The sequence below is a fragment of the Telmatospirillum sp. J64-1 genome (assembly GCF_006980715.1).
In the GTDB taxonomy this organism is placed as follows: domain Bacteria; phylum Pseudomonadota; class Alphaproteobacteria; order Rhodospirillales; family Magnetospirillaceae; genus Oleiliquidispirillum; species Oleiliquidispirillum nitrogeniifigens.
In genome coordinates, this window is sequence record NZ_SBHN01000007.1 from 81,355 (window position 1) to 107,205 (window position 25,851).

Genomic DNA, 25,851 nt, shown 5'->3' on the forward strand with positions numbered 1-25,851 from the left:
GCGTGGAACGAAGGGTCTTGACGAATGTCATGGTTGAATAGACAAATGGAATGCCAAGGTAAGAAAGCGTTTGTATAAGAAAACATTCCACTACCTAGCGCCCAAGGAGGCCCCCCATGAGGTTCGTTAAAACCCTCCTCGTTCTCTCTCTTCCCTTGGCGGCGGCCGCCTGCGCCACGCCAACCGAGCGACTGGCGCAGATGCAGCCTACGGGGACCCCATTCCAGCAGGCCCTGGCCACGGACTATCGCGGCCTGACCCAGTTCGAGGAAAACGAATACGACTGGCGCGATGCCAACCACTTCGCCCGCAAGGCCGAAGCCGCCGCGCAGGGCCAGAACGTGCTGCCCGACGAGCCCTCCCAGCGCACGCTGAGCTACAACTGGGTCTCGGGCATCGGCCAGACGGAACAGAGCATCCAGGAAGTGAGCCAGGCCCACCAGCGCCTGATCCAGGCCCTGGACGGCAATGCCCGTGACCGCAGCCCGCAGGTCGCGGCCCGTGCCCAGACCCAATTTGACTGCTGGCTGGAACAGCTGGAAGAAGGCCACCAGCTCGACCATATCGCCGCCTGCCGCCAGGGCTTCGAGGAAGCCATGCAGCAGCTCGTCGAGCAGCCGGCTCCCGCCCCGGCGCCCCAGCCGCGCGTCGCCGCTCCGCCGGCCACCGACTGGGTCGTCTATTTCGAGTTCGACGAAGCGGTGCTGACCGACGCCGCGCGCCAGATCATCAACCAGGCGGCCCAGGCCATCCGCCAGCATCCCGGCACCCCGGCCGTGTCCGTCGTCGGCCACACCGACCGTGCCGGTTCCGCCCAGTACAACATGGGCCTGTCCCAGCGCCGTGCGAATGCGGTGCGTGACGCCCTGGTCCAGGCCGGCATCCCGGCCAACAGCATCTCGGTCGTCGGCCGTGGCGAGTCCGAGCCGCTGGTCGAAACCCCAGACGGGGTGCGCCAGCCGCAGAACCGCCGCGCGGCCATCCGCGTCGAGGTCCAGCAGCAGTAAGGCAGCCTACCTTACCCGCGGCAAAGCGGAAAAACGGAGCGGGGACGGCCCATGGTCGTCCCCGTTTTCGTGCCCGCCTTTCGCCTCATTTGTTCCATTTCCCCGCCACGAAAAGGGTCTAGAGTCGGTTTCATGGAGAGAAGGGGAAGAACTCCCCGCAAGCCGAAGGAGGCCCGCCATGACCCGTCGTGTCACCCGCTCCATTCTGGCCCTGGCCGCCCTGGCCCTGGGCGCCGCGACCATCCTTCCGGCCCAGGCCTATGAAACCGCCCGCCCGATCTCCGACGCCGAAGCCTGGGACCGCAATTTCTATCCCGAACTCAGCGAACCGCAGATGGCCGAGGCCCACGAGAAGCTGGAACGCATGATCGCCGACGGCGCCGACCAGATCGCGCCCGAGGTGGCCGAACGCGCCCGCGACAGTTTCGAATGCTGGGTCATCGACCAGGAGGAAAGCCCGCAGGCCGAGCCCGGCCATCTGGACTGCCGCCGCATCTTCCTGGAAGCCCTGGGCGAGCTGGAACGCCGCCAGGCCGTCGCCCAGGCGCGAGAGGATTAATCCCCAGGACGAAAACCGGCGGAAACCACCGGCCCGGCGGCCCGAAGGGGCGATCCCCGCTTCTGGACATGGGCGCCATCCAAGATAATATGTCTTGCAAAGAGATGACAGTTCTTGGGGGCCGCGCCTGCGCGGTCCCGCGCTTATTTCCGAGGCAGGCCATGTACGCGCAGACAACCCGTTCCATCACCGTCACCGTCGAGCCGATTTATCTCGATGACCAGTCCGCACCCAGCGAAGACCATTTCGTCTGGGCCTACCGGGTGCGGATCGAGAACAAGGGCAGTGATACGGTTCAGTTGATCAACCGTCATTGGCGCATCACCGACGCCCGGGGCCGGACCCAGGAAGTCCGCGGCCCCGGCGTGGTGGGCGAGCAGCCGGTCCTGCGGCCGGGCGAATCCTACGAATATACCAGCGGCACGCCGCTCGGCACGCCTTCGGGCATCATGGTCGGCAGCTACGAGATGGAAACCAGCGGCGGCGAACGTTTCGATATCGGCATTCCCGCTTTCTCGCTGGACAGCCCGCACCAAACCGTAAGACTTAACTGATCATTGACGAAAGGGTTGCATTACTCCCTTTGCCGAGCCACATGGGCAGTGCTGACCCATTCCCCGGCTCTTTCGTATAGGAAGAAGCCGACTGCCCCTTAGAGACAGGACTGACGTGAGTAAAGTGACCTCGCCCCAGGGCTACCGGACCGAAAACACCGAGAAGATCACCAACCGCCCCACCCGGGCCGAAGCGGAAGAGGCCGTGCGCACCCTGATCCGCTGGGCCGGCGACGACGCCAGCCGCGAAGGGCTGATCGACACGCCCGCGCGCGTGGTGCGCTCCTACGAGGAATTCTTCTCCGGCTATGATGCCGATCCGGAGGAAATCCTGCGCCGCACCTTCGAGGAAACCGACGGCTATGACGAGATGGTGCTGCTGCGCGACATCCGTCTGGAAAGCCATTGCGAGCATCACATGGTGCCCATCATCGGCAAGGCTCACATCGCCTATCTGCCCAACCGGCGCGTCGTCGGCATCAGCAAGCTGGCGCGCGTGGCCGAAATCTATGCCCGGCGCCTGCAGATCCAGGAAAAGCTGACCGCCCAGATCGCCAACACCATCAACGAGGTGCTGCAGCCCCAGGGCGTCGCGGTGGTGATCGAGGCGGCCCATCAATGCATGACCACGCGCGGCGTCCACAAGCCCGGCGTGACCATGGTCACCAGCCGCATGCTCGGCGCTTTCCGCACCGATGCCTCGACCCGGCGCGAATTCATGGCACTGATCAGCACCCCCGGCGGCGCCTCGGGCCTGAACAACGTCTAGAAAATCCCTCCCCCGGCCGGAGGGGTAGGGCTCGCCCCACCCCTCCCGCCTTCTCCCCGAAAGAGACTCGACACCACCCCTAAACCGCGCCAATAGTCGTGGCCTCTTGAGAGGTATGGGGTCTAGTGCTCGACATTCGTCCAGTTCTTTATATCAACGGGCTGCTGCTGCTGGTTCTGGCGGTGGCGATGCTGGTGCCTGCCGTAGTCGATGTCTTCCAGCAGGATCTGGACTGGCAGGTGTTCATCGCTTCGGCCATCGTCACCGGCTTGGCCGGCAGCGCCCTTGCGCTCGGCAACCGGCCGAGCGGCCGGTTGAACCTGAATACCCGTCAGGCCTTCCTGCTGACGGCTTCGAGCTGGATCCTCTGCAGCCTTTTCAGCGCGGCCCCCTTCTTTTTCTCCGAAATGGACATGACGCTGGTCGATGCCGTCTTCGAGGCGACATCGGGCATCACCGCCACCGGCGCGACGGTGATGAGCGGACTGGACGATGCGCCCATGGGCATCCTGCTGTGGCGCGTCCTGCTGCATTGGCTGGGCGGCATCGGCATCATCGTCATGGCCGTCGCCCTGCTGCCGATCCTGCGCATCGGCGGGATGCAGCTCTTCCGCATGGAAAGCTCGGACAAGACCGAGAAAGTACGCCCGCGCGTGTCGCAGATCGCCAGCGCCATCTTCATCGTCTATGTCCTCTTCACGGTCGTCTGCGCCTTCGCCTTCTACCTGGCCGGGATGAGCGGTTTCGACGCCATCTGCCACGCCATGTCCACCATCTCGACCGGCGGCTTCGCCAATTCCGATTCCTCGATGGGCCTCTATCAGGACCCGGTGATCGAATGGCTGTCCGTGATCTTCATGTTGGCCGGGGGCACCACCTTCATCCTGTTCATCACGCCCTGGAAACATAACCGCTGGGCGCTGCTATGGGACATGCAGGTGCGCTGGTACATTTCCTTCACCCTGTTCTTCTCCGCCCTGATGGGGTTGTGGCTGTGGGCGAACAGCGACTATTCCGTCCACGACGCCTTCCGCCATGCCACCTTCAACATCGTCTCGGTGGTCACCACCACCGGCTTCGCCTCGACCGATTACAACGCCTGGGGCGGCTTCGCCCAGGTCATCTTCTTCATCCTGACCTTCATCGGCGGCTGTACCGGCTCGACGGCGGGCGGCATCAAGATCTTCCGCTACCAGGTGCTGTTCGCCCAGGCCGGGGTGCATCTGAAGCGGCTGCTCCATCCCCATGGCGTCTTCGTCATCGACTTCAACAAGCAGAACATTTCCGACGCGGTCGTGCGCTCCGTCTTGGGCTTCATGGTGCTGTACTTCCTCACCTTCGCCCTGCTGACCCTGGCCCTGTCCATGCTGGGGCTGGACTTCATCACCGCCCTGTCGGGTTCGGCTACGGCGATCAGCAATGTCGGCCCGGGCCTGGGCGAGACCATCGGCCCGGCCGGCAATTTCCAACCCTTGCCCGACTCGGCGAAGTGGCTGTTGTCCTTCGCCATGCTGCTGGGCCGGCTGGAGCTGATGACCATCCTGGTCCTGCTCTCGCCCAATTTCTGGCGGGGATGAACCGGCCATGGCGTTCGATATCCGTCCCGTCGGCCTGATCCTGGGCCTGTTGCTCATCACCTTGGCTGTGTCCATGTCGCTGCCCGCCGCACTCGACCTGCTGGCCGGGAACGAAGACTGGCTGGTCTTTGCCGCCGCCGGTGCCGCAACCCTGTTCGTCGGGCTGGCGGCGGTGCTGACCTGCCGCACGGGGCCGGTCGAGCTGAACATCCGCCAGACCTTCCTGACCGCCACCCTGGCCTGGGTGGTGACGGCCGCCTTTGCCGCCCTGCCCTTCTACTTCTCCGGCCAGGGCATGGGGCGCACCGATTCCTATTTCGAGGCCATGTCGGGCCTGACCACCACCGGCGCCACGGTGCTGAGCGACCTGCATACCCTGCCGCCGGGCCTGCTGCTGTGGCGGGCCATCCTGCAATGGCTGGGCGGCATCGGCGTGATCGTGCTGGCCGTCGCGGTGCTGCCGCTGCTCAATATCGGCGGCATGCAGATGTTCCGCCTGGAAGGCGCCGACGCCTCGGAGAAGATCGCCCCCCGCGCCGCCCGCGTCGCCACCTCGTTGGCCCTGGTCTATGCCGGCCTGACCCTGGCCCTGACCATCGCCTTGTCCCTGGCCGGGATGAGCGGCTTCGAGGCCCTGGTCCATGCCATGACCAGCATCTCGACCGGCGGCTTCTCGACCTCCGATGCCTCGGTCGGTTCCTTCAACAACGGCCTGATCGAGGTCATCATCACCATCGGCATGCTGCTGGGGGGAATGCCCTTCCTGTTCTTCCTGCTGATCCTTCAGAACCGCAGGCGGGGTGCCCTGCGGGATCAGCAGGTGCATTGGTATCTGGGCATCCTGCTGCTGGCCACATCGGGATTGTCGCTGTGGCTGTGGATCAGCCAGGACCTGGAGATGCTGGCCGCCCTGCGCTATGGCGCCTTCACCACCGTCTCGGTGATGACCGGCACCGGTTTCTTCACCATCGACTGGTCCCACTGGGCGGGATTGCCGCTGGCGATCCTGTTCTTCATCGCCCTGGTGGGCGGCTGCGCGGGCTCGACCACGGCAGGCATCAAGGTCTTCCGCGTCCAGATCCTGGTCGCCGGCGCCCAGGCCCAGCTCCAGCGCCTGCTGCGCCCCCATTCCGTGGTCATCCCCTATTACAACCGCCGCAGCATTCCCGATTCCGTGATGGATTCGGTCATGGGCTTTCTGTTCGTTTTCGCCCTGTCCTACGCCGTGCTGGCCATGGGGCTGGCCTTCATGGGGCTGGATTTCGCCACCTCGGTCTCGGGCGCCGCCGCCGCCCTGGCCAATGTCGGCCCCGGCATCGGCGCCACCATCGGGCCGGGCCAGACCTATGCCGACCTTCCCGGCGTGGCGAAATGGTTCCTGTCGGTCGGCATGGTGCTGGGGCGGCTGGAATTGTTCACCGTGCTGGTGCTGTTCGTGCCGACCTTCTGGCGGAACTGAGGACCGCAGGCCCGTCTCGAAGGAGGTGCGGCGCTCAAGGCCCCACCCTCTTCGCTGTATCGCAATAAAAAAGGGCGGCCGAAGCCGCCCTTCTCTGTCCCGGGAAAGACCTACTGGATCCAACGGGCCATATACTGCCCCATCAGGACTTCCAGGCGGGCATTGAGGTCGCTGGTCAGGTTCTCGACCATCTCGTACCAGATCTTGTCGCGCTCGTTCAGGGTCAGGCCCTGGGGAACGGTGCGCGAGCGCGAGGCCTGGGCGGTGATTTCGGCCACCGGCATGCGGCGGTTGTCGAGGATCTGCAGCGAGACGCGCAGATTGGCATCGTAGCGGGCTTCCTGCTCGCGCTTGAACAGGCCGGTCACGCCCCGGTCGGTGGGCAGGATCTCTTCGGTGACGCTGGCCTGCTCGATGACGAAGCGGGCGGTACCCTCACGGCCGATAGGCTGCAGCCGGTCCTGCGCCCAGCGCTGGGCGGCCTGGGCCGGAGAGACCGGCATCAGGTGCTCCACATGCGGCGGCTGGCCCGTGGCGGTGTATTGATTGGCGATTTCCAACTGGCCCACATCCAGGCGATAGGCCTGCAAATGCGCGAAGCTGAGTTCGGGTAGGCGCTGCACCGGGCTGGGCTGGGCGCAACCGGCCACCAGCAGCGCCGCCGCGACGGCAAGGACCAGACGGGACTGTCGTGCGAACATGAGAGGCGGGACCCGAAAATGGTGAAGACAGATCGCCATTCTTGGCCCGCCTTTCCGCAGCGGTCAAGCGCTCCCGGACCTGGGCCCTACGAAGAATACAGCCGGTCCAGGTCGTCCTGCCCATAGACATAGGAGGTCTTGCAGAATTCGCAGACCACCACGACCTTGCCCTCCTCGTCCTTCATGCTGTCCACCTCCTCGCGGGGGAAGGATTTCAGGGTGGAGGAGACGCGTTCGGCCGAGCAGCGGCATTTCGCCTGCAATTGCTGGCCCTCGTGGATCACCAGATCCTCGGCATGGAACAGGCGATAGAGCAGCTTGTCGGCATCCAGGCCGGGATTGAGCAGCTCTTCCTGGGTGACGCTACCCAGCAGGATCCCGGCACGGTTCCAGGCCTCTTCGGCCTCTTCCGTGGTCAGGATCGGGCTCTGCCCGCCCAGCGGCATGCGCTGGAGCAGGATCGCCTCGGCCCGCCAGCCATGGCCGTCATGCACCGGGCCAGCGGCGACCTTGACCACGCTTTCCAATTGCTCGGAATGGCGGAAATAGGCTTCCACCGCATTGGCCAGCGTCTTGCCGGTCAGTTCGACGATGCCCTGGTAGCGGTCGGTATCGGCCCCCTGGTCCACCGTAAAGGCGATATAGCCCTTGCCCAGCAGCGCCAGCAACTCGATGCCCGAGACGTCGCCCATGCGGGTGACCTTGGCCTCGTCGAAGCGGGCATAGCCGCGCAGGTTGCCGCTGCTGGTGATGTCGGCGACCAGCAGGTTGACCGGCCCGTCGCCCTGGATCTGCAGGGTGAAGATGCCATCATATTTCAACGCCCCGGCCAGCGCCGCCCCCAGCGCCAGGGCCTGGCCCAGCAGCACGGCCACCGGCTTGGGATAGTTGTGACCGGCAAGCACCTCGTCGACCGCCTTGCCCAGGCGCACGATGCGGCCGCGGAAGGCATTGGCGGAAATCTGGAAGGGCAGGATCAGGTCGTCGTTGCGGATTTGGCTCACGATAGACACCAGCTCAGAATACCTTTCTGGACGTGCAGGCGGTTTTCCGCCTCGTCCCACACCACCGATTGCGGACCATCCATAACCGAATCGGTGACTTCTTCATTACGGTGGGCAGGCAGACAATGCATGAACAAGGCCGAGGCATCGGCCAGTGCCATCAAATCGTCATTCACCTGATACGGCGCAAGGACGTTATGTCGATTCGTGTCCTGGCAGCCCATCGAGACCCAGGTATCGGTCAGGACGCAATGAGCCCCGCGCACCGCTTCGCGCGGATCGTTGGTCAGCACCACCCGCGCCCCCTTGGCCCGGGCGGACTCGATGATCGAGGCCTTGGGCATCAATCCGTCCGGGCAGGCCACGCGCATCTCGAAATCGAAATGCGCCGCCGCCTGGATCCAGCTATGCGCCACGTTGTTGCCGTCGCCGGTCCAGGCCACTACGCGGCCGTCCAGGGGGCCGCGATGCTGCTCGAAGGTCATGATGTCGGCCATGACTTGGCAGGGATGGGTGGCGTCGCTGAGGCCGTTGATCACCGGCACCGAGGCGAAGGCCGCCATTTCCTCGATCTTCGCCGGATCGTCGGTGCGGATCATGATGGCGTCCACATAGCGCGACAGCACGCGGGCGGTATCGGCGATGGTCTCGCCCCGGCCCAATTGGCTGCCCTGCTGGGACAGGACGATCACGTCGCCGCCCAATTGCTTCATGCCCACTTCGAAGGAAACGCGGGTGCGGGTCGAGGGCTTCTCGAAGATCATCGCCAACATCTTGCCGGCCAGCGGCTTGCCCGGCGCCACCTTCTCACCGCGTCGGAAGGCTTGGCCCATGTCGAGGATCCCTCGCAGGGTCGCCGTGTCGAAGCGGTCGAGGTCAAGGAAGTGCTTGGGCGGCGCAGCGCCGTCGATCTTGGTCATTTTCAAGTCGCTGTCTCGTTCAAAGTACGGGTGATGATCTCCAAAGCCTCGGCCACATGGCTTTCTTCGATGATCAGGGGCGGCAGCAGACGCACCACGTTGTCCCCCGCCGGCACGGTCAGCAGGCCGTTGGCCATCAGCCGCGCGACGAGATCGCCGTTGGTCAGGCCGTCGACGCAGCGCAGGCCCAGCATCAGGCCCCTGCCGCGCAATTCCACGAAAACGTCCCGATGGGCCGCCACCAGCTTCTCCAGTTCGGCCTGGAGATGGGCGCCGATGGCCTGGACGCGCTCGAAGAAACCGTCTTCCAGCATCACGTCCAGCACGGCATTGGCCGCGGCCATGGCCAGCGGATTGCCGCCGAAGGTGCTGCCATGGGTGCCGGGCGTCATGCCGCTGGCGGCGCGTTCCGTCGCCAGGCAGGCGCCGACGGGGAAGCCGCCGCCCAGGCCCTTGGCGGTGCCCATGATGTCCGGCGTGACCCCGACCCATTCATGGGCGAACAGCTTGCCGGTACGCCCCATACCGGTCTGGACCTCGTCGAAGACCAGCAGCAGGCCGTATTCGTCGGCCACTCGGCGCAGGCCGCGCAGATATTCGGGATCGGCCACCCGCAGGCCGCCCTCGCCCTGGACCGTCTCGACCAGGATCGCAGCGGTTTCCTCGGTGATGGCGTTGCGCAGCTCGTTCAGGTTGCCATAGGGCACGTGATCGAAGCCCGGCATATGCGGGTCGAAGCCCTTGAGGTGCTTTTCCTGGCCGCCGGCGGCGATGGTGGCGAAGGTCCGGCCGTGGAAGGCATTCTTCGCCACGATCACGCGGTATTTCTGCGGATTGCCCGCATGGTCGTGGTACTTGCGGACCATCTTCAGGCAGGCTTCCATCGCCTCGGCGCCGGAATTGCAGAAGAAGACGGTGTCGGCGAAGCTGTGCTCGACCAGCCGCGCGGCCAGCTTTTCCTGGCCCGGCACGCGGTACAGGTTCGAGCAATGCCACAGCTTTTCGGCCTGGTCCTTCAGCGCCGCGACGAGATGGGGATGGGCATGGCCCAGCGCGGTCACCGCCACGCCCGAGCCGAAGTCGAGATATCGTCGTCCCTCCGCCGTGAACAGATAGGGGCCTTCGCCCCGTTCAAAGGCAATATCGGCCCGTCCGTAGGTCGGCATAACGACTGGTATCACGATCACTCTCCCAAGCGCAGTCTAGACATGCGGTTTAGACCGCGGCGCTCATGGAAAGCGGCAGAATATGGGCGGATTTTCCGTTTCTGTCAACGCAGGAAAGGGAGGGAAGCCTTCCCTCCCTCAGGCCTTCAGCTTGTACCCGGCCCGGAACATCCAATAAGCCACGCCGGCCAGCAGCAGATTGACCACGCCCACCACCACGACGCCGGTCAGCGGATAGCCGTCCGCATGACCGATGAAGCCGTAGCGGAAACCGTCGATCATGTAGAAGAAGGGATTGGCCAGGGCGAAGGCATGGAAGCCATCCGGCAGACGCTCGATGGAATAGAAGGTGCCCGACAGGAAGGACAGCGGCGTAATGATGAAATTAGTCACCGCCGCCATGTGGTCGAACTTGTCGGCCCAGATGCCGCCGATCATCCCCAGCAGGGACAGCATCAGCGAGGCCATGATGCCGTGATAGAGGATGAAGAACGCGTTGTGCAGATGTAGCTCGACGAAGATCGACATGGAAATCGCCACGGCGACGCCGACCACCACGCCGCGCGACACGCCGCCCATGGCGAAGCCGATGGTCTGCTCGGCCGGGCTGAGCGGCGGCATCAGCACGTCGACGATATTGCCCTGTACCTTGGAGATGATCAGCGAGGACGAGGTATTGGCGAAGGCGTTCTGCACCATCGCCATCATGATCAGGCCCGGTGCCAGGAATTCCATGAAGCTGACGCCGCCCACCTGCTGCACCGCCCGTCCCAGGGCCAGGGCGAAGACCGCCAGGAACAACAGAGTGGTGACGACGGGCGCGAAAATGGTCTGGAAATGAACCTTCATGAAACGGCGCACTTCGCGCATGTACAATGTCCACAATCCCAGCCAGTTCACCGCTCCCATCTGCCGGGGGCGGGGTTGGGAATGGTCGGCGACGTCCTTCATAAAGCCTGACTCCTTTGCTCGAGCATGCGTTCTAGCTCTCGCTCTTCATCATCGCAAGCCCTGGGGGTATGCTCTCTGCCATGCGCAAGATCAAGCCCCCGCCCCGCATCACCGAGACCTATCTGCAGAATGCAGGTCTGCATTACCTGCAACGCTTCGCCAGTTCCTCCGAGAATCTGCGCCGCGTGCTCATGCGCAAGGTCGAACGCGCCGCCCAGGCCAGCGAGGAGGATGCCGAGGCGATCCGCGAGAACGGCGCCGCCCTGATCGACAAGCTGGTCGGGCGCTGGCAGGAGGCCGGGCTGCTGGACGACGCCACCTATGCCGCCGGACGCACCCGCTCGCTCCACCGCCAGGGTGATTCCACCCGCGCCATCCGCGCCAAGCTGAGCGCGCGCGGCGTCGGCGCCGATCATATCGAGGAAGCCCTGGAAGAGTTGCAGGAAGAAGTGGAGGAACCCGATTTCGCGGCCGCCCTGCGCTTCGCCCGCCGCCGGGGCCTCGGCCCCTGGCGCCGCCCGGACAAACGCGACGAGAACAGGCGCGACGAACTCCGTCTGAAAGACATGGCCGCCCTCGCCCGCGCCGGCTTCCCCCATGGCATCGCGCGACGAATCGCCGATGCCGAAAACCCGGAGGAACTGGAGGAGGAAGAGGACCGTTAAGGTCGCGTCTTTGGCCCGCCCCACCCTTCGAGGCGGCCGCTCTACGGCCTCCTCAGGATGAGGCTATCCCGCCACCTTTCCTGCTCCTCTGAAATAGCCTCATCCTGAGGAGGGACGAAAGGCCCGTCTCGAAGGATAGAGGCGGACCATAGGCTTTTCAGGTGGCTCTCCCCCGTGCCCGCCAAGGGTTTCTCCTCGGCGGGCACGGGCGCGACTTAAGTACTCGCCCCGACAGCCTCTTCCTCGCTTTTCCGCGAGACGCCGGAGGGACCATCCTGACCGGACTGCGGATCGCGTTCCAGGCGCAGGCGGGCTGGCGGGGCATTGCCCTTCTTGTCCTCGCCGAAATAGATGGTCGTGTGCGGGAAGGGAATCTCGATCCCCAGCTCGTCGAAGCGCTTCTTCATGCGGCGGTTGAACTCGCGGCCCACCGCCCATTGCTGGATCGGCAGGGTCTTGATGCGCGCACGGATGATGACCGCCGAGTCGGTGAAGCGATCGACGCCCTGCACTTCCAGCGGCTCCAGGATCTTCGGCCCGCAGGTCTCGTCCTGACGCATTTCCTCCAGGATTTCCTGCAGCACCTGGACCACCTCGTCGGTGTCCTCGCGATAGGCCACGCCCACTTCCAGCAGGTAGAACGAGAATTCGCGGGTCAGGTTCTTGATGGAGCCGACCGAGCTGAAGGGCACCGTATGGACCGAGCCATGAACGTCACGCAGACGGATGGTGCGGATCGAGATGCCCTCGACGGAGCCGGAATGGCCGTTGCCCAGGTCGATCACGTCACCCACCGAGATGGTGTCTTCGAACAGGATGAAGGCACCGGTGATGATGTCCTTGACCAGCGTCTGGGCGCCGAAGCCGACGGCCAGACCGATCACACCGGCACCGGCCAGCAGCGGCGCGATGTTGATGCCCAGTTCGGCCAGCACGATCAGCGAAACCATCACCACCATCAGCACCAGCAGGGCGTTACGCGCCAGCGGCAGCAGGGTACGGGCGCGGGCGCTGCGGATGACCGCATTGCCCTGCTCGTCGACCTGACCGAGATAGCGCTCGATGGCGGAACTCACCAATTCCCAGACCACCAGGGCGATGATCAGCACGATGGAGATGGTGATGACCGCCGAAACCATGCGCCCGCCGGCGGGGGTCCCCAGCATGGCCAGGCCGTCCAGCCCCCAGGCCTGCAGCAGCGCCAGGACGGTGAACAGGGCCACGAACAGGCGCAACGCCGTATGCAGCACCGGCAGATAGCGATTGGCGCGGGCTTCGAGCTGCGGGAATTCCCGGCTCATGTCCTTGCAGATGGCGAAGGCGCGGCCGACCAGCTTGTGCAGCCCCGCGGCGACCAGCAGCGCGAGGGCGATGATCACCGCCGACAGGACCGTGGCGCGGATGACGAAGGCGAAGCCGCCCTCGACGTCCAGGGCATAGATGCCGAACAGGACCACCACATAGAGCACGGCCAGCACATGCCAGACATCCCCCAGGCGGTTGCGCAGGCCCTGCAGGCGCCGGTCCATGCGGGTCCGCATGTCCGGACGGCCACGGATCAGCATGCCGACCTGCTGACGGTTCTGCATGATGAAGATGATCAGCATCATGGCGACCATCAGCCCCAGCAGCTTGAGCAGCAGGGCCGCGGCCGGAGCCGGCAGGCCGAGCAGGCGGCTGGCCTCCACCAGGAAGTAGCCGAAGATGGTCACCTGGCTCAGGCGGCGCACCCAGACCCACAGATAGCCCGCCGTCTCGTCGCTGACCGGCACCATGCGCACCGCCGCCACGCGGGGCGCCAGCAGCACGCGGGCCACGGCCATGATGCCGCGCACCAGGACATAGGCGGTGGTCAGCATCAGCGCCGCCACCTGCGTCTGGCCGGTCACCTGCAGGATCGGCATGACCAGATAGGCCGCGATGGTGAAGGCCACCAACGGCACCAGGTCGATCAGCACATGCAACACCGCCAGGGGAAGACGCAGGCTCATGCTCATGCCGCTGCGTGCCTCGACCGCCCGGCTGGGACGGCGCATCAGCAGCTCGGCAAACAATTGCGCGGCGTAGCCCGCCACCAGGATGCCCAGGAAGCGGAGGGTCACGCCCAGCCAGCGATCCCGCTCGACCGGATCGGCCACCGTCCTGGTCAGCGCCTCCATCGCCTGGGGCAGGTCGGATGCCGCTCCGACGGCATTGGCCAATTGCTGCGAGGTGGCATCGATCTGCGCCGCCAGGACCGCCAGCACCCGCGCGCCCAAGGTTTCGGGCGGCTCGTCGGCGGCCGTCTCGCGCTGGACCGCCAGCAGGCCGCGCAGGTCGTTCAGCAGGCGTTCCCGCGCCTGCTCGTCCTCCAGCGTCGCGACCAGCCGCTCCAGATCCTGGGCCGTGGCCTGCTGGGATGCCGGAGGCGGTGTTTCGGTTTGAGCCTGGGCGGGGAAGGATGCCAAGCCGGCAGCCATCCAGAGCAAGAGGCCGAAGAGGACCCAGGAACGGGCCGAGTGAAGCAGGCCGAGGCGGCCGGGTTGAGCAGTAGGCGGCTTCATGGCAAGAAAGATACTACCTCTTTCGCAGCAAGACGTCCGACCATTGCAGGCCGGGCGGCCGGATTTCAAGGGAACCTAGCATGTCCGTTATCATTTACCACAATCCGCGTTGCAGCAAATCCCGAGAAACCTTGAAGCTGATTCAGGAAAAGGGCATTGCACCGCAGATCGTGGAATATCTGAAGACCCCTCCCAGCGCCGAGGAATTGGACAATATCCTCAAGATGTTGGGGCTGGAACCGCAGGCCCTCCTGCGCAGCAAGGAAAGCAAGGAAGCCGGGATCGACATGACCCAGCCCCGCGCTGCGCTGATCCGGGCCATGGTCGCCAATCCCGCCGTCATCGAACGGCCGATCGTGGTCGCCAACGGCAAGGCCGCCCTGGGACGCCCGCCGGAGAATGTGCTGGAGATACTGTAAAGGAAAAGCTACCGCCGGTCAGTTTTCCGGCTTTTCCTCGGGCCGCATGACGCGGCTGGTGCCGCGAATGGAATATTCCCGCCAGCCGCCGGTCCGGCGCGGCTCGAAACGCAGGGGAATGCAATTGGGCACCCGTCCCTCCACCCGTTCCAGGCCGAGATGGCGGCGCAGGGCGCGGCAGGTGCCGGAATGGGCGACCACCAGCACCGGCGCCCCCTCTCCGATCTCGCCCGCCAGGGCTGCGATGGTGCGCTGGGTGAAGAGAGTCACGTCCTCGGCCCCCCTGGGCAGGATGTCGTGAGGGCGCGCGGTGATGCTGGAGCCCTCGATGACGCCCCAGCCGCGCTCCTTCAATTCCTCCACCACCACGACCTCGACGCCCAGGACCGAGGCGACCAGCCCGGCCGTCTCCACGGCACGCGACAAGGGCGAGGCGATGATCCGCCCGATCCCCCGTCCGACCAGAAGCTCGGCCGCCGCCCGCGCCTGATCGCGTCCACGCTCGTTCAGCGGGATGTCCAACTGGCCCATGATGCGCCGGGCAAGATTATGGTCCGTGACGCCATGGCGAAGAAAATAGAAGGGCATCAAGGGCAAGCCGAAACGCGGCTGCATGAAGGAACCCGGGGTTATTCTTGGTCAAACAATCAATCGGCCACAGCCCGGCAGCGGAGTCAACGGCCTCGGAAGCATCACCGGGCCCCTCCGTCCGGCGCGCACAACTCAGAATTCAAATTTTTATTGATTTTCCACCCCTTAGGGGATTATCTCAATGTGACAGGTGATGACCTGCGGGAAGAACGGAACGCAATTCGAGAAGCGAGATCATCCGTGTTGCCTTTTCTCAAGAAGGACGCTTTCCCTGCCTTGGGCCAGACCGGGGCATCCTCGCTCAAGGGCAGCGATCCCAAATGGCGGAAAAGCCCCAAGAAGGTTTTCTACCGCCTGATCGGCGTCAATCCCAAGGAACATGGGCTGGGGGGCCTGGGGGGCGTCTACGTGATCTGGCACCGGGGCGTGCGGCCGCGCTGGATCCATGTGGGGGCCAGCGAGGACCTGGCCGCGACCCTCAACGACCTGCTCGACGACAAGGAGATCCAGGCGCTGGAAATCCATGGCGGCGTCTATTTCACCTGGTCCCCCATCGCGCCCGAATTCCGCGACGGCACCGTGCTCTACCTGACCGACATCCTGCGCCCCCTGATGCCGGAGCCGCGGCCGGGCGAAGAGATCGATCCCTCCGCCGACCCCGTTCCCGTCCTGCCTCCCTCCTAAGCGCCCTTCCCGGCGGAGCCGGGAACCTTGGCCCTTATTTGCTGTTCCCCTGAAATGTTCCGTGTCGGCGCAATGCGCCGGCCGACCCCTTTCAAGGGAGTAGCCCCGATGCGCCAAGAACATGACAATCCGTCGATTCCGACGCTTTTCGTCAATCTGCTGAACGACATGTCCCTTCTGGTCCGCCAGGAGATCCAGCTCGCCCGCACCGAGACCTCGGAAAAGGTTTCCCAGCTCAGCAAGGGCGCCATCTCCATGGCCGCCGGCGGCTTGGTGCTTTTCGCCGGTCTTCTGTTCGTCCTTCTGGCGGCGACCTATGCCCTGTCCGCCGTGATGCCGTCCTGGGGAGCTGCCTTGCTGGTGGGGGCGGTGGTGATGCTGCTTGGCTTCATCATGCTGAAGGTCGGCCAGAAGAAGGTCTCGGCCGAGAATCTGGCGCCTCGCCGCACCATACAGACGCTCCGCGATGATGCGCAGATCTTCAAGTCCCATGCGCGGGAGAATTGATCATGGCCGAGCAGCGTAGCCCCGAAGAGATCCAGCGCGAGATCGAAGAAACCCGCCGTCACGCCGAAGCCACGATCCAGGCCATCGAGGAACGTCTATCGCCGGGCCGCATGCTCGATGACGGCCTGGCCTATCTGCGCGAAAGCGAATCCGGTCGCACCTTCACCGACAATCTGCGCCGCGCCATCAGCGAAAATCCCATCCCCCTGACGCTGATCGCCGTCGGCATCGGCTGGATGATGATGGAAAGCATGCGCGATCCGGCCGTACGCCGCCGTCGGCGCGAGGAATGGGCGGGCGACGTGCGGAACCGCCATCACGTCCATCTTGAACAAAGGAAGGGAGGCCGCCTGGAGGCGCCGCCTTCCGCCGAACGCCTGGTGGGCGGCGAAAGCAGCCACAAATCCGCCCGCGAAAGCGCCGAAAGCTTCCTGGAGGAAGACCGGGAACGGGATGAATATCGCAGCGAAGGCCGCAGCGGCTATGCACCGCCGCCCCCGACCATGCGCCAGGCCGGCGTGCCCACCGGCATGCCCGTCCCCGAACCCTCCTACCGCACGGCGGAGCGGCAGGGCCATGCGGGCGAGATCCACGACACCACGCCCCTGCGCGGCAAGGCCGCCGGCCGTGAAGGGCCGGACGGAACTCCGCCACGCGCGGAAGACGTGATCGGCAGCCAGCCGAGCGGCAAGTCCGCCCGCGACAGCGCCCAGAGCTTCGAAGCCACGGACAAGGGCGACAAGACGGGAGACACGAGCGTCAAGGCCTATCCCGCCAAGTCCGGCCTGGACGCCACCACCAATGCCTGGGACAAAAGCGGTGCGGGGGAACCCCTGACCGGCGCCCCGGCGGGCCGAATCGGGGAAGGCGACCTGAACGCGCCACGCGGCAAGCCGGGTGCCCAGAAACAAGGGGGACCCCACTGATGGCACGGGGGCAGACCATCGGCCGGGAGCGCGGGGGCGAGGCCGAAAGCCCCCGCCAGATCCCGAAAGCAGGCTGGAAGGACGTGCTGTGGCGCGTCAAGGACGACCTCGAGAAGGACCATGTGTCGATCGTCGCCCCCGGCGTCGCCTTTTACGCCTTTCTCGCCATCTTCCCCGCCTTGGCGGCGATCGTGTCCATCTACGGCCTGTTCGTCGATCCGCAGCAGGCCGCCCAGCAGATCGAAGGCCTGACCGCCATGCTGCCCGAGGATGCGCGCCGTCTGCTGACGGAGCAGACCCAAAGCGTCGCCGGTTCCACCGGCGGCGCCTTGGGCTTCGGGATGCTGATCAGCATCGGCCTCGCCCTGTGGTCGGCGCAGCGCGGGATGATGGGCCTGATCCAAGCCCTGAACATCACCTATGGCGAGACCGAGAAACGCGGCTTCATCCGCCTTTACGCCACCTCCCTGGCCCTGACGGTGGGGGCTGTGCTGTTCATCATCATCACGCTCGGCCTGGTGGCGATCCTGCCGGTCGTAGTCGGCATGCTGGGCTTGGGCGGTGCCGCCGAATGGGCCATCCGGCTGCTGCGCTGGCCGATCCTGTTCGGTGCGGTACTGGTGCTGCTGGCCGGGCTCTACCGCTTTGCCCCCAGCCGCGACGGCGCGCGCTGGCAATGGCTGACGCCAGGTGCGCTGATGGCGACGCTGATGTGGATGCTGGGCTCCATCGCCTTTTCCCTCTATGTCAGCCGCTTCGAGGATTACAACGCCACCTACGGCACCTTGGGCGCGGTGGTGGCGCTGATGATGTGGTTCCTGCTGACCGCCTACGTCATCCTGCTGGGCGCCGAGATCAACAACGCCCTCGAGAAACAGACCGTCAAGGACAGCACCCAAGGCGAACCGAAACCCATGGGACGGCGCGGCGCCACCGCCGCAGACACCCAGGGCAAGCCCTACAACTGAGGCAGGCGGGCCGGACGGTTCCGGCCCGCCCATCTTCTCCTTCGGAACCGCCCCCTCAAAGCACGCAGAAGCGGTCCACGTCCACCAGGCCCATATCCGTGATCTTCAGATGCGGGATCACCGGCAAGGCGAGGAAGGCCAGTTGCAGGAAGGGCTCGGGGAGCTGGCTGCCCAGGGCCCGGACCGCCTTGCGCAGATGTTCCAGATCGTCACGCACCGCCTCGAAGGGCTTGTCGCTCATCAGGCCGGCGATGGACAGGGGCAGTTCGGCCATCACCTCGCCGCCGCGCACCGCCACGAAGCCGCCGCCGAGGGCGATCAGGCGGTTGACCGCCGTCACCATGTCGGCGTCATTGGCCCCGGTGACGCAGAGATTGTGACTGTCATGGCCGACCGACGAGGCGATGGCCCCTTCGCGCAGGCCCAACCCCTTGACGAAGCCCCGGCCGATATTGCCGTTCTTGCCGTGGCGTTCCAGCACGCAGACCTTCAGCACATCCCGTTCCGGGTCGGCGAGACGGCAACCATCCTTGTAAGGCAGCGCCAGGGTCAGATGCTCGGTCACGATCTGGCCGGGGCGGATGCCGATCACCGGCCCCTCCGGACTGGAAGCCGGGGCGGCAAGGTCCTGCTCGGTGATGGGCGCGCGCTTGATGCTGTCCAGGCCGACCGGCTCGACACGGGGGCGGGCGGCGAAAAGCGCGTCATCCACCACCCGTCCCGCGGACAGGACCTGCGAGACGCGGCATTCCTCCAGCGAATCCAGCAACACGATATCGGCCCGCTTGCCCGGCGCGATGACGCCCCGGTCGGAAAGGCCGAACCATTGCGCCGCCGTCCAGCTTGCCGCGCGGTAGACCTCGACCGTCGGCACGCCCTCGGCAATGGCCAAGCGGATCAGGTGGTCGAGATGGCCTTCCTCGAAGATATCCAGCGGATTGCGGTCGTCGGTGCAGAAACTGCAGGACGTGGCGGTCCGCGCATCGATCAGCGGGGCCAGTTCGCGCAAATCCTTCGAAACGGTGCCTTCGCGGATCAGCAGATGCATGCCCTTGCGCAGCTTCTCCAGCCCCTCTTCGCGGCTGGTGGATTCATGGCAGTTGCGGATGCCGCAGGACAGATAGGCGTTCAGCTCGCGCCCGCCCAGCAACGGCGAATGGCCGTCGATGATGCCGCCCTGGAAGGCTTCCAGCTTCTCCATCACCTGCGGGTCCTTGGACAGCACGCCGGGATAGTTCATGAATTCCGCCAGACCCAGCACCTTGGGATGGTCGCGCAAGGCCAGCAGGTCCTCGGCCGTCAGGCTGGCGCCCGAGGTCTCGAGATCGGTGGCCGGCACGCAGGAGGGCAATTGCACACGCAAATCCATCGCCAAGGCGGCAGCCGCGTCGAGGAAATAACGCACCCCGTCACGGCCCAGCACATTGGCGATCTCGTGGGGATCGCAGATGGCCGTGGTGGTGCCGTGGGGCAGGACGCTACGGTCGAATTCGAAAGGCGTGACCAGCGAGCTTTCACAATGGACATGGGTGTCGATGAAGCCCGGCACGGCGAAGCGGCCCGCCGCATCGATCTCCACCTCGCCCTCATAGGCTTCGTAGGTGCCGACGATCACGTCGTCGCAGATAGCGATGTCGGTCTTGACGATCTCGCCGGTGGTGACGTTGAGCATCTGCGCCCCCTTGATCACCAGATCGGCCCGCCGCGCGCCCAACGCCTGGTCGATGCGCCGCGATAGGCGGTTCGGCTTCATGCTGCTTCCCATGCCTCTCTCCTTTGCCTGCGGGCCGGTTCCTTGAATCTAGGATGCGCCGCCTGCGAGCGGAGTACCACGAAGGGCGGGGGTCAGCGCAACCGCTCCATCATCCGCCCCACCATCTCTTCACTCGCCTCGCCTTCTTCCGCCACGCCCAGCCTGTCCCGCAACTGCCGCACCGTATCGACGGGAGGACGGGCCTCGGGGCCGGGCCTGCTGGTCAGGCTGGCGCCGAGGCCGCGGGCCTGGTCGAAGAAGGCCGAGGACGGTACCGCCCCGCCCCGGCGCTCGCCGCCGTTCCCCAGCGTCGCCACATGCAGGGCGGCGACACGGAAGGAGCCGTCGCGCCAGAGCAGGATGGGCGAGCCGGAATCACCGTTGATGGCATCGCAGCGATGAAAGAGCAGGCCCTGCCGCCCGTCTTCCATCCGGCAGCCGAGATGGGCGGTGGGCACATGGCGGCGATCCTGGCTGTAACCGACCTGGACATAGGTGCCCTCCGCCCGCAAGGGCCGGTCCTCGAGGCCCATCCAGCCGACCTGCTCGCCCAACGGCTCGGCCAGTTCCAGCAAGGCCCAGTCCCCGGCGCTGTTGGCGAGGCCCCTGCCCTCCATCGAGAAGCCGCCGCGATGGACCGCCGTGATGCGGGAATGACCGAGATGCCCGCCACGCTCCCACCCCGCCACGAAATGCAGCGACTGGACCGGCATCCAGGCCCGGGTGCGGCGGTTCCACAGGCAATGGGCCGCCGTCGCCGCCAGACGCGGCCCGATCAGCACGCCGGTGCAATAGCCCCCCAGGCCGTTATTGACCCGTCCCACGGCGCTCCAGGGGAATTCCGTGGCGGTGACCGTGATGCGGTGATCCTGGGCAAGCGGCGCCGCACCGGCCGGGAAAGCCAGCACCGCCAGCAGCAGGCACAGCAGCAGAGAATGCTTCATTCCAGTCCCCTCGGCCGTGGTGGTGACGTCAAGGCCTTGCCCCTTTCGAGACATTGATCCCGGCCCAAGCCTCGACACATCTAGGAAGACCCGCCGCCAGCCGCCATGCGGCAGGAAAAACGGCGGCAGCGACAGGAGCAAGAGACATCGTCAACGGAAGGGGGTTGCCATGCAACAGCTGACGCGAGAACAGGTCAAGGCCATCGCGGGACCCATGGACGACCTGCGCATGGCCGAAGTGATCGGCACCGGCGCCACGCCCGCCGAACTGGCAGAAGCGCGCCGCTGGGTTGAAGGCTACAAGCGCACGCTGGGCGATGCCGACCCGCTGCGCCCCACCGTGATCGACCGGCTCTGCGACATCCTGCGTTCGGAAGAGCCGGAGTGGTACGATCAATAGCCCCCATCGGGACCACACAGCCTGTATGGGCCGCAAGATCCGGATCGGCATCAGCGGCTGGAACTATCCGGCCTGGCGTCGGAGATTCTATGCCTCCGTGCCGCAACGCCAATGGCTGAGCCATGCCGCCCGGCATTTTTCCGGACTGGAAATCAACGCCACCTTCTTCCGCTTCATGAAAGCGGAAATGGTGCAGGGCTGGGCCGAGTCGGTACCCGCCGAGAAACGGGCGGGCCGCTTCGGCTTCGCCGCCAAGGGACATCGCTTCATTACCCATGTCCGGCGCCTTGACGGCGTGGAGGATCTGATCCGGCGCCAGCGCCAGAGCTTCACGCCCCTGGGCGGCCTGGCCGAGGTGGTCCTGTGGCAATTGCCCCAGAACCTGACCAAGGACACGGCACGGCTGACGGATTTCGTGCGCATGCTGGAACGGTCCTGGCCCGGCATCCGCCACGCCATCGAATTCCGCCATGACAGCTGGTTCTGCGCGGAAACCGTCCGATTGCTGGAACAGGCTGGAATCGCCAATTGCCAGACCCGCGAGGCCGAATGGCCCTGCTGGGATGCCGTTACCACCGATCTGGTCTATCTGCGCATCCAGGGCGATCCCGCCAGGCCGCGACCGCCGGAACGGAACCTGGAGAGTCTGGCCGCCGCCCTGCGCAACTGGCACGACGAAGGCCGGGACCTGCACGTCTATTTCGACACCGACCGCGACGGCCAGGCCCCCTATGACGCGCAAGCCCTGATGGGGCTGGTGGAACGGGAATGAGCCCTTTCCGTCATTTCCACGGAAGAACGTCCCGCGAAGCTTGTGGCCCGCCCACCCTGCGAGATGCAAGCGCAGGGCACGTATTCATGCTTCGAGACGCCCCTGCGGGGCTCCTCAGCATGAGAGCCATCTGTTTGAAATAAAACAAGAAATTAGCCTCACCCTGAGGAGGCCGCGGAACGGCCGTCTCGAAGGGCGAGGCGGGCCAGGGATGAGCCCCCGAAGCATGCGCGCTCAGGCCTTCCGCCCCTCACTCGCCCGTGAAATCCGGCTTGCGCTTGGCGTGAAAGGCGGCCAGGCCTTCGCGGTAATCGCGGGTGGAGAGGAAGTCGTAGCATTCGTCCAGTTCGCTCTCCGTGATCGGCGCGGAATCGCAGAGACGGTCGACGAAGGCCTTGTGCCAACGATTGGCCAAAGGCGCGCCGGCGGCAATGCGCCGGGCCGTAGCCTGCACCTCCTCGGCCAGGGCCTCATCGGGGACGACACGGGTCAGCAGGCCCTTCTGCAATGCCTCGGCGGCATCGAAGACGCGGCCTTCGAGCAGGATTTCCTTGGCCCGCGCCGACCCCACTAGGCGTTGAATCGCGGCGATCTCGGGATAGGCCATGACCACGGAGATGCGGTTGATGGGCACGCCGAAACGCCCCGATTCGCCCGCGATGCGCAGATCGCACATGCAGGCGAGTTCCAGCCCGCCGCCGACGCAGGGGCCATAAATCATGGCGATGGTCGGATGCGGGCAAGTCCGCACGGCGTCCAGGGCGCGGCGCATGATGACATCATAGGCCTTGGCCTGGGCGGCGTCGGCGCGTTCGGTCTCGAATTCATCGATATCGGCGCCGGGCGCGAAGGCTTTTTCCCCCGCTCCGCGCAGCACCACCACCCGCACGGCAGGATCGGCGGCCAGGGCCTCGAACGCTTCGGCCAGTCCCACCCAGACGGCCTTGTTGAGCGCGTTCATCCTGTCCGGGCGATTGACGACCACCGTGGCGATTCCCCCTTCGCCACGCCTCATCTGGACGACATCCGTCATGCTGCCTCTCTTTTGCCCTCCCGGGGCCTTGCAATTCTTGGCAATTCCTGGCTATACCCAGGCCGCCGGCAGCGATGCTACATGATGTCGCGGCAATGGGGAATTGTGCCCGCCGCCGTTTCCCCTTAAAGACAGCGCCTTCAGGCCCAGGAGAAGGGGAAGACCATATGAAATCCGTTTCGCGCACGCCCGAGCAGAAGCTTGCGGCCCTGACCACCGCCAAGATCCTGCTCGAGATCGAGGCCGTGAATTTCCGGCCCGAAGACCCTTACATGCTGACCTCGGGCTGGGCCAGCCCGGTCTATATCGACTGCCGCAAGGTGATCTCCTTCCCGCGTGCCCGTCGCAAGATCAGCGAACTGGCCTCGCATGCCATCACCCGGGAAGCCGGTTTCGAATCCATCGACGCCATCGCCGGCGGCGAGACGGCGGGCATCCCCTATGCGGCCTGGATCTCCGAGCAGCTGGCCCTGCCCATGCTCTATGTGCGCAAGAAGCCCAAGGGCTTCGGCCGCATGGCCCAGATCGAAGGCAGCTTCAAGGAAGGCGACCGCGTGGTCCTGGTCGAGGACTTGGCCTCCGACGGTGCCAGCAAGGTCAATTTCTGCAACGCCCTGCGTGAAGCCGGCGCCACCGTCAACCATGCCTTTGTCGTCTTCTTCTACGGCGTCTTCCCCGGTGCCCTGAAGTCGCTGGAAGAGATCGGCGTGCGCATGACCTATCTCGCCAATTGGTGGGACGTGCTGGAAGTGGCCGAACGCGACGGCTATTTCGACAAGCCCACCCTGGACGAGGTCCGCAAGTTCCTGCATGACCCAGTCCAGTGGTCGAGCATGCATGGGGGCAAGAGCGCTTAAGCAAGCCCCCGGACGCCTATTTCCCGAAGAACCCGCCTGCGAATAACCGCGCAGGCGGGTTTTTTCATGCCAAAAATAACAACCATTAGATGATATTTATTCAACAAAAATTCATCCAGCAGTTTACTAAAGTAACTAAAAGAGGCGAAATGTGACAGAAACCGCCACGAATAGGGATTGCATTTGCCAATAAATGGTGCAGTTGCTAGCCTCCGCCTATGACTTTTGGAGGATATCCCTATGCTCAATATGTCCATTGGTAAGAAAACCCTTATAACTTTTGCGGTGTTAATTGCCCTGGTCATTGGGCAAGGTTTCTTCTCCGCAGACCGCCTCTCCGCCGTCAACGCCCTGAGCCAGGAGATCCGCACCAACTGGATGCGTTCCACGGTGCTGATCGGGCAGCTTTCCTCCTCGATCGGGGAATACCGGATGGCCGAGGCGCAGAGCATCTTCTCTCCCCAGACCTCGATCCGGCAGCAAGCGGAACGGGACATGGCCCAGTTCCGGAAAGAGATCAACGAAACCCAACTGCAGTATGAGCCGCTCATCTCCTCGGCCCAGGAACGACGGGAATACGATGCCTTCGCCCAGGCCTGGACACGCTATCTCACCGCCAGCGAGCAGATGAAGGCGGTATACAATCCCGAGGATTATACCGCCGCCGCCCGTCTCTATACCGAAACCAACCTGGCCCTGTTCGGCGAAGTCAGCAACCTTCTGGACAACATCATCGAACTCAACCGCGAAGGCGCCCGGCTGGCCGACGTACGCGGCAACGAGATCTATAGCGAATCCAACCTTCTGCTGACTGTCTTCGGCATCATCGCCACCCTGGTGGCCGTCGGTGCCGGCCTGTTCATCATCCGTGGCGTGACGATGCAGATCACCCGCATGTCCGGGGCGATGAACTTGCTGGCCGAAGGCGACCTGACGGCCGACGTGCCCGGCCAGGGCCGCCATGACGAAATCGGCCAGATGGCCAAGGCGGTTCAGGTCTTCAAGGAGAACATGATCCGCAACCGCCAGATGGAAGCCGAAGCGGAAGAGCAGGAACGCCGCGCCGCAGAACAGCAGAAGGCGGCCATGAACGCCCTGGCCGACCGCTTCGAAGCCAGCGTCAGCGGCGTCGTCCAGATCGTTTCCTCGCAGTCCACCGAACTGGAAGCCTCGGCCCAGAGTCTCGCCGCCGGAGCCGAAGAAACACAGCAGCAGGCGAACAATGTCGCCACGGCGTCCGAACAGGCGTCGGCCAATGTCCAGACCGTGGCCTCGGCGACCAACGAATTGTCCGCCTCGATCCAGGAAATCGGCCGCCAGGTGAACCAGTCGGCCGCTGTCGCCACCCAGGCCGTCAACGAAGCCACCCGCGTCAACGACCTCGTCAACCGTCTGGGCAATGCGGTGCAGAAGATCGACGATGTCGTCAACCTGATCACCGACATCGCCAGCCAGACCAACCTGCTGGCGCTGAACGCCACCATCGAGGCGGCGCGTGCCGGTGACGCCGGCAAGGGCTTCGCCGTCGTCGCCAACGAGGTGAAGAGCCTCGCCAACCAGACCTCGCGCGCCACCGAGGAAATCGCCCAGCAGATCGGCGGCGTCCAGGGCGCCACGCGCGAAGCGGTGGAAGCCATCCAGGGCATCGGCCAGACGATCCGCCAGATCAGCGAGATCGCCACGGCCATTTCCTCGGCGGTCGAGGAACAGGATGCCGCGACCCGCGAAATCGCCCGCAACGTCCAGGAAGCCTCGACCGGCGTCGGTGAAGTCTCCTCCAACATCATCGGCGTCACCCAGGCGTCCGCCGAAACCGGCAGCGCCTCCTCGCAGGTCCTGATGTCGGCCCGCCAGCTGGCCGAACAATCCGAACGCCTGCGCAGCGATGTCGATACCTTCATCAGCCATATCCGGACGGCCTGACCGGATCCTGAACGGCCCCTAAGCCGCGCGGAGATTGGACGCCCTGCCTCGGATTCCCCGAGGCAGGGCGTTTTTTTCTTCAGGCCAAGTCCAGAAAAGCACAATGCGAAGAGAATAAAAATTTCGCATCGTGAAAATAATAAAATTCCCAGGATTTCACTCTTCTTCCCCTCGGAAAGAAGGCATTGCCCGCCAACAC

26 protein-coding genes are annotated in these 25,851 nt (G+C 65.0%); 16 read left to right on the plus strand and 10 right to left on the minus strand.

The genetic code is table 11. The annotated features are described in order from the left end of the window. The first annotated feature begins 116 nt into the window (after positions 1 to 116). The 6 genes from EPD66_RS08605 (at position 117) to EPD66_RS08630 (ending at position 5,925) form a co-directional block, all read left to right on the plus strand. Positions 117 to 1,007: an OmpA family protein gene (locus tag EPD66_RS08605; protein WP_142848087.1), complete on the plus strand. Its 891-nt coding sequence runs from the start codon at positions 117 to 119 to the stop codon at positions 1,005 to 1,007. Positions 1,008 to 1,185: 178 nt separating this feature from the next. Next, positions 1,186 to 1,566, plus strand: coding sequence for a hypothetical protein (locus EPD66_RS08610; protein WP_142848088.1), 381 nt, complete (start codon positions 1,186 to 1,188; stop codon positions 1,564 to 1,566). Between the two features lie 161 nt (positions 1,567 to 1,727). Beyond that, complete coding sequence (apaG, locus tag EPD66_RS08615; RefSeq protein WP_142848089.1) at positions 1,728 to 2,120, plus strand: Co2+/Mg2+ efflux protein ApaG; 393 nt, start codon at positions 1,728 to 1,730, stop codon at positions 2,118 to 2,120. 124 nt (positions 2,121 to 2,244) lie between these two features. Beyond that, a complete protein-coding gene (folE, locus tag EPD66_RS08620; protein WP_185961325.1) occupies positions 2,245 to 2,889 on the plus strand; it encodes a GTP cyclohydrolase I FolE in 645 nt (214 codons plus the stop codon). A gap of 125 nt (positions 2,890 to 3,014) precedes the next feature. Continuing rightward, positions 3,015 to 4,466, plus strand: coding sequence for a TrkH family potassium uptake protein (locus EPD66_RS08625; protein ID WP_142848091.1), 1,452 nt, complete (start codon positions 3,015 to 3,017; stop codon positions 4,464 to 4,466). A 7-nt stretch (positions 4,467 to 4,473) separates the two neighbouring features. Next, positions 4,474 to 5,925, plus strand: coding sequence for a TrkH family potassium uptake protein (locus EPD66_RS08630; protein WP_142848092.1), 1,452 nt, complete (start codon positions 4,474 to 4,476; stop codon positions 5,923 to 5,925). 110 nt (positions 5,926 to 6,035) lie between these two features. Here EPD66_RS08630 and EPD66_RS08635 read toward each other — a convergent pair whose 3' ends face one another. From EPD66_RS08635 to EPD66_RS08655, 5 genes are all read right to left on the minus strand, one after another. Then, complete coding sequence (locus tag EPD66_RS08635; protein ID WP_142848093.1) at positions 6,036 to 6,626, minus strand: hypothetical protein; 591 nt, start codon at positions 6,624 to 6,626, stop codon at positions 6,036 to 6,038. Positions 6,627 to 6,712: 86 nt separating this feature from the next. After that, the gene (locus tag EPD66_RS08640) at positions 6,713 to 7,630 is read right to left on the minus strand and encodes an Hsp33 family molecular chaperone HslO (RefSeq protein WP_255448423.1); all 918 of its coding nucleotides are present in this window, start codon (positions 7,628 to 7,630) and stop codon (positions 6,713 to 6,715) included. Further along, entirely contained in the window at positions 7,627 to 8,550 is a 924-nt protein-coding gene (gene argF / locus EPD66_RS08645) for an ornithine carbamoyltransferase (RefSeq protein ID WP_142848095.1), read from the minus strand. Before argF ends, EPD66_RS08640 begins: the two co-directional genes overlap by 4 nt. A gap of 2 nt (positions 8,551 to 8,552) precedes the next feature. Further along, positions 8,553 to 9,731 (minus strand): aspartate aminotransferase family protein, encoded by a 1,179-nt coding sequence (locus EPD66_RS08650; RefSeq protein ID WP_255448424.1) that lies wholly within the window; start codon positions 9,729 to 9,731, stop codon positions 8,553 to 8,555. Between the two features lie 123 nt (positions 9,732 to 9,854). After that, complete coding sequence (locus EPD66_RS08655) at positions 9,855 to 10,667, minus strand: ABC transporter permease (RefSeq protein WP_142848096.1); 813 nt, start codon at positions 10,665 to 10,667, stop codon at positions 9,855 to 9,857. An 80-nt stretch (positions 10,668 to 10,747) separates the two neighbouring features. Between EPD66_RS08655 and EPD66_RS08660 the strand changes: the two genes are divergently transcribed. After that, positions 10,748 to 11,332, plus strand: coding sequence for a RecX family transcriptional regulator (locus EPD66_RS08660; RefSeq protein WP_142848097.1), 585 nt, complete (start codon positions 10,748 to 10,750; stop codon positions 11,330 to 11,332). Positions 11,333 to 11,547: 215 nt separating this feature from the next. Here the strand turns inward: EPD66_RS08660 and EPD66_RS08665 are convergent, their stop codons facing one another. Continuing rightward, the gene (locus EPD66_RS08665; RefSeq protein WP_221930929.1) at positions 11,548 to 13,779 is read right to left on the minus strand and encodes a mechanosensitive ion channel domain-containing protein; all 2,232 of its coding nucleotides are present in this window, start codon (positions 13,777 to 13,779) and stop codon (positions 11,548 to 11,550) included. Positions 13,780 to 13,955: 176 nt separating this feature from the next. On the opposite strand from EPD66_RS08665, the gene arsC reads away from it, so the two are divergent. Next, positions 13,956 to 14,294, plus strand: a complete 339-nt coding sequence (arsC, locus tag EPD66_RS08670) for an arsenate reductase (glutaredoxin) (protein ID WP_142848099.1) — start codon at positions 13,956 to 13,958, stop codon at positions 14,292 to 14,294. A gap of 18 nt (positions 14,295 to 14,312) precedes the next feature. On the opposite strand, the gene EPD66_RS08675 is transcribed toward arsC, so the two are convergent. Beyond that, positions 14,313 to 14,909 (minus strand): histidine phosphatase family protein, encoded by a 597-nt coding sequence (locus EPD66_RS08675; RefSeq protein ID WP_142848100.1) that lies wholly within the window; start codon positions 14,907 to 14,909, stop codon positions 14,313 to 14,315. Positions 14,910 to 15,125: 216 nt separating this feature from the next. Between EPD66_RS08675 and EPD66_RS08680 the strand changes: the two genes are divergently transcribed. The 4 genes from EPD66_RS08680 (at position 15,126) to EPD66_RS08695 (ending at position 17,970) form a co-directional block, all read left to right on the plus strand. Then, complete coding sequence (locus EPD66_RS08680) at positions 15,126 to 15,569, plus strand: hypothetical protein (RefSeq protein WP_142848101.1); 444 nt, start codon at positions 15,126 to 15,128, stop codon at positions 15,567 to 15,569. A 108-nt stretch (positions 15,570 to 15,677) separates the two neighbouring features. After that, the gene (locus tag EPD66_RS08685; RefSeq protein ID WP_185961311.1) at positions 15,678 to 16,076 is read left to right on the plus strand and encodes a phage holin family protein; all 399 of its coding nucleotides are present in this window, start codon (positions 15,678 to 15,680) and stop codon (positions 16,074 to 16,076) included. A 2-nt stretch (positions 16,077 to 16,078) separates the two neighbouring features. Beyond that, positions 16,079 to 17,002: a DUF3618 domain-containing protein gene (locus EPD66_RS08690; RefSeq protein WP_142848103.1), complete on the plus strand. Its 924-nt coding sequence runs from the start codon at positions 16,079 to 16,081 to the stop codon at positions 17,000 to 17,002. Then, positions 17,002 to 17,970 (plus strand): YihY/virulence factor BrkB family protein, encoded by a 969-nt coding sequence (locus tag EPD66_RS08695; RefSeq protein WP_142848104.1) that lies wholly within the window; start codon positions 17,002 to 17,004, stop codon positions 17,968 to 17,970. Before EPD66_RS08690 ends, EPD66_RS08695 begins: the two co-directional genes overlap by 1 nt. A 55-nt stretch (positions 17,971 to 18,025) precedes the next feature. Here EPD66_RS08695 and ade read toward each other — a convergent pair whose 3' ends face one another. Next, positions 18,026 to 19,735, minus strand: coding sequence for an adenine deaminase (gene ade, locus EPD66_RS08700; RefSeq protein WP_370511871.1), 1,710 nt, complete (start codon positions 19,733 to 19,735; stop codon positions 18,026 to 18,028). Between the two features lie 80 nt (positions 19,736 to 19,815). Beyond that, on the minus strand, positions 19,816 to 20,667 hold the full coding sequence (locus EPD66_RS08705; protein ID WP_185961312.1) for a serine protease: 852 nt from the start codon (positions 20,665 to 20,667) through the stop codon (positions 19,816 to 19,818). A gap of 169 nt (positions 20,668 to 20,836) precedes the next feature. On the opposite strand from EPD66_RS08705, the gene EPD66_RS08710 reads away from it, so the two are divergent. Continuing rightward, positions 20,837 to 21,067, plus strand: coding sequence for a hypothetical protein (locus EPD66_RS08710; protein WP_142848106.1), 231 nt, complete (start codon positions 20,837 to 20,839; stop codon positions 21,065 to 21,067). 25 nt (positions 21,068 to 21,092) lie between these two features. Then, positions 21,093 to 21,839 (plus strand): DUF72 domain-containing protein, encoded by a 747-nt coding sequence (locus EPD66_RS08715; RefSeq protein ID WP_142848107.1) that lies wholly within the window; start codon positions 21,093 to 21,095, stop codon positions 21,837 to 21,839. A 250-nt stretch (positions 21,840 to 22,089) separates the two neighbouring features. On the opposite strand, the gene EPD66_RS08720 is transcribed toward EPD66_RS08715, so the two are convergent. After that, the gene (locus tag EPD66_RS08720) at positions 22,090 to 22,872 is read right to left on the minus strand and encodes an enoyl-CoA hydratase/isomerase family protein (protein WP_142848108.1); all 783 of its coding nucleotides are present in this window, start codon (positions 22,870 to 22,872) and stop codon (positions 22,090 to 22,092) included. Between the two features lie 167 nt (positions 22,873 to 23,039). Between EPD66_RS08720 and EPD66_RS08725 the strand changes: the two genes are divergently transcribed. Further along, positions 23,040 to 23,729: an orotate phosphoribosyltransferase gene (locus EPD66_RS08725; protein ID WP_142848109.1), complete on the plus strand. Its 690-nt coding sequence runs from the start codon at positions 23,040 to 23,042 to the stop codon at positions 23,727 to 23,729. Positions 23,730 to 23,969: 240 nt separating this feature from the next. After that, positions 23,970 to 25,652, plus strand: coding sequence for a methyl-accepting chemotaxis protein (locus EPD66_RS08730; RefSeq protein WP_142848110.1), 1,683 nt, complete (start codon positions 23,970 to 23,972; stop codon positions 25,650 to 25,652). Positions 25,653 to 25,851 lie beyond the last annotated feature (199 nt).

What these genes read in the sequence shown, in the direction of transcription:
- EPD66_RS08720 (WP_142848108.1), bottom strand. Translation starts at nt 22,872, where the DNA reads ATGACGGATGTCGTCCAGATGAGGCGTGGCGAAGGGGGAATCGCCACG.
- EPD66_RS08695 (WP_142848104.1), top strand. Translation starts at nt 17,002, where the DNA reads ATGGCACGGGGGCAGACCATCGGCCGGGAGCGCGGGGGCGAGGCCGAA.
- EPD66_RS08705 (WP_185961312.1), bottom strand. Translation starts at nt 20,667, where the DNA reads ATGAAGCATTCTCTGCTGCTGTGCCTGCTGCTGGCGGTGCTGGCTTTC.
- EPD66_RS08660 (WP_142848097.1), top strand. Translation starts at nt 10,748, where the DNA reads ATGCGCAAGATCAAGCCCCCGCCCCGCATCACCGAGACCTATCTGCAG.
- EPD66_RS08710 (WP_142848106.1), top strand. Translation starts at nt 20,837, where the DNA reads ATGCAACAGCTGACGCGAGAACAGGTCAAGGCCATCGCGGGACCCATG.
- EPD66_RS08690 (WP_142848103.1), top strand. Translation starts at nt 16,079, where the DNA reads ATGGCCGAGCAGCGTAGCCCCGAAGAGATCCAGCGCGAGATCGAAGAA.
- EPD66_RS08635 (WP_142848093.1), bottom strand. Translation starts at nt 6,626, where the DNA reads ATGTTCGCACGACAGTCCCGTCTGGTCCTTGCCGTCGCGGCGGCGCTG.
- arsC (WP_142848099.1), top strand. Translation starts at nt 13,956, where the DNA reads ATGTCCGTTATCATTTACCACAATCCGCGTTGCAGCAAATCCCGAGAA.
- EPD66_RS08685 (WP_185961311.1), top strand. Translation starts at nt 15,678, where the DNA reads ATGCGCCAAGAACATGACAATCCGTCGATTCCGACGCTTTTCGTCAAT.
- EPD66_RS08655 (WP_142848096.1), bottom strand. Translation starts at nt 10,667, where the DNA reads ATGAAGGACGTCGCCGACCATTCCCAACCCCGCCCCCGGCAGATGGGA.
- apaG (WP_142848089.1), top strand. Translation starts at nt 1,728, where the DNA reads ATGTACGCGCAGACAACCCGTTCCATCACCGTCACCGTCGAGCCGATT.
- EPD66_RS08675 (WP_142848100.1), bottom strand. Translation starts at nt 14,909, where the DNA reads ATGCAGCCGCGTTTCGGCTTGCCCTTGATGCCCTTCTATTTTCTTCGC.
- ade (WP_370511871.1), bottom strand. Translation starts at nt 19,735, where the DNA reads ATGGGAAGCAGCATGAAGCCGAACCGCCTATCGCGGCGCATCGACCAG.
- EPD66_RS08715 (WP_142848107.1), top strand. Translation starts at nt 21,093, where the DNA reads ATGGGCCGCAAGATCCGGATCGGCATCAGCGGCTGGAACTATCCGGCC.
- EPD66_RS08730 (WP_142848110.1), top strand. Translation starts at nt 23,970, where the DNA reads ATGCTCAATATGTCCATTGGTAAGAAAACCCTTATAACTTTTGCGGTG.
- argF (WP_142848095.1), bottom strand. Translation starts at nt 8,550, where the DNA reads ATGACCAAGATCGACGGCGCTGCGCCGCCCAAGCACTTCCTTGACCTC.
- EPD66_RS08605 (WP_142848087.1), top strand. Translation starts at nt 117, where the DNA reads ATGAGGTTCGTTAAAACCCTCCTCGTTCTCTCTCTTCCCTTGGCGGCG.
- EPD66_RS08610 (WP_142848088.1), top strand. Translation starts at nt 1,186, where the DNA reads ATGACCCGTCGTGTCACCCGCTCCATTCTGGCCCTGGCCGCCCTGGCC.
- EPD66_RS08725 (WP_142848109.1), top strand. Translation starts at nt 23,040, where the DNA reads ATGAAATCCGTTTCGCGCACGCCCGAGCAGAAGCTTGCGGCCCTGACC.
- EPD66_RS08630 (WP_142848092.1), top strand. Translation starts at nt 4,474, where the DNA reads ATGGCGTTCGATATCCGTCCCGTCGGCCTGATCCTGGGCCTGTTGCTC.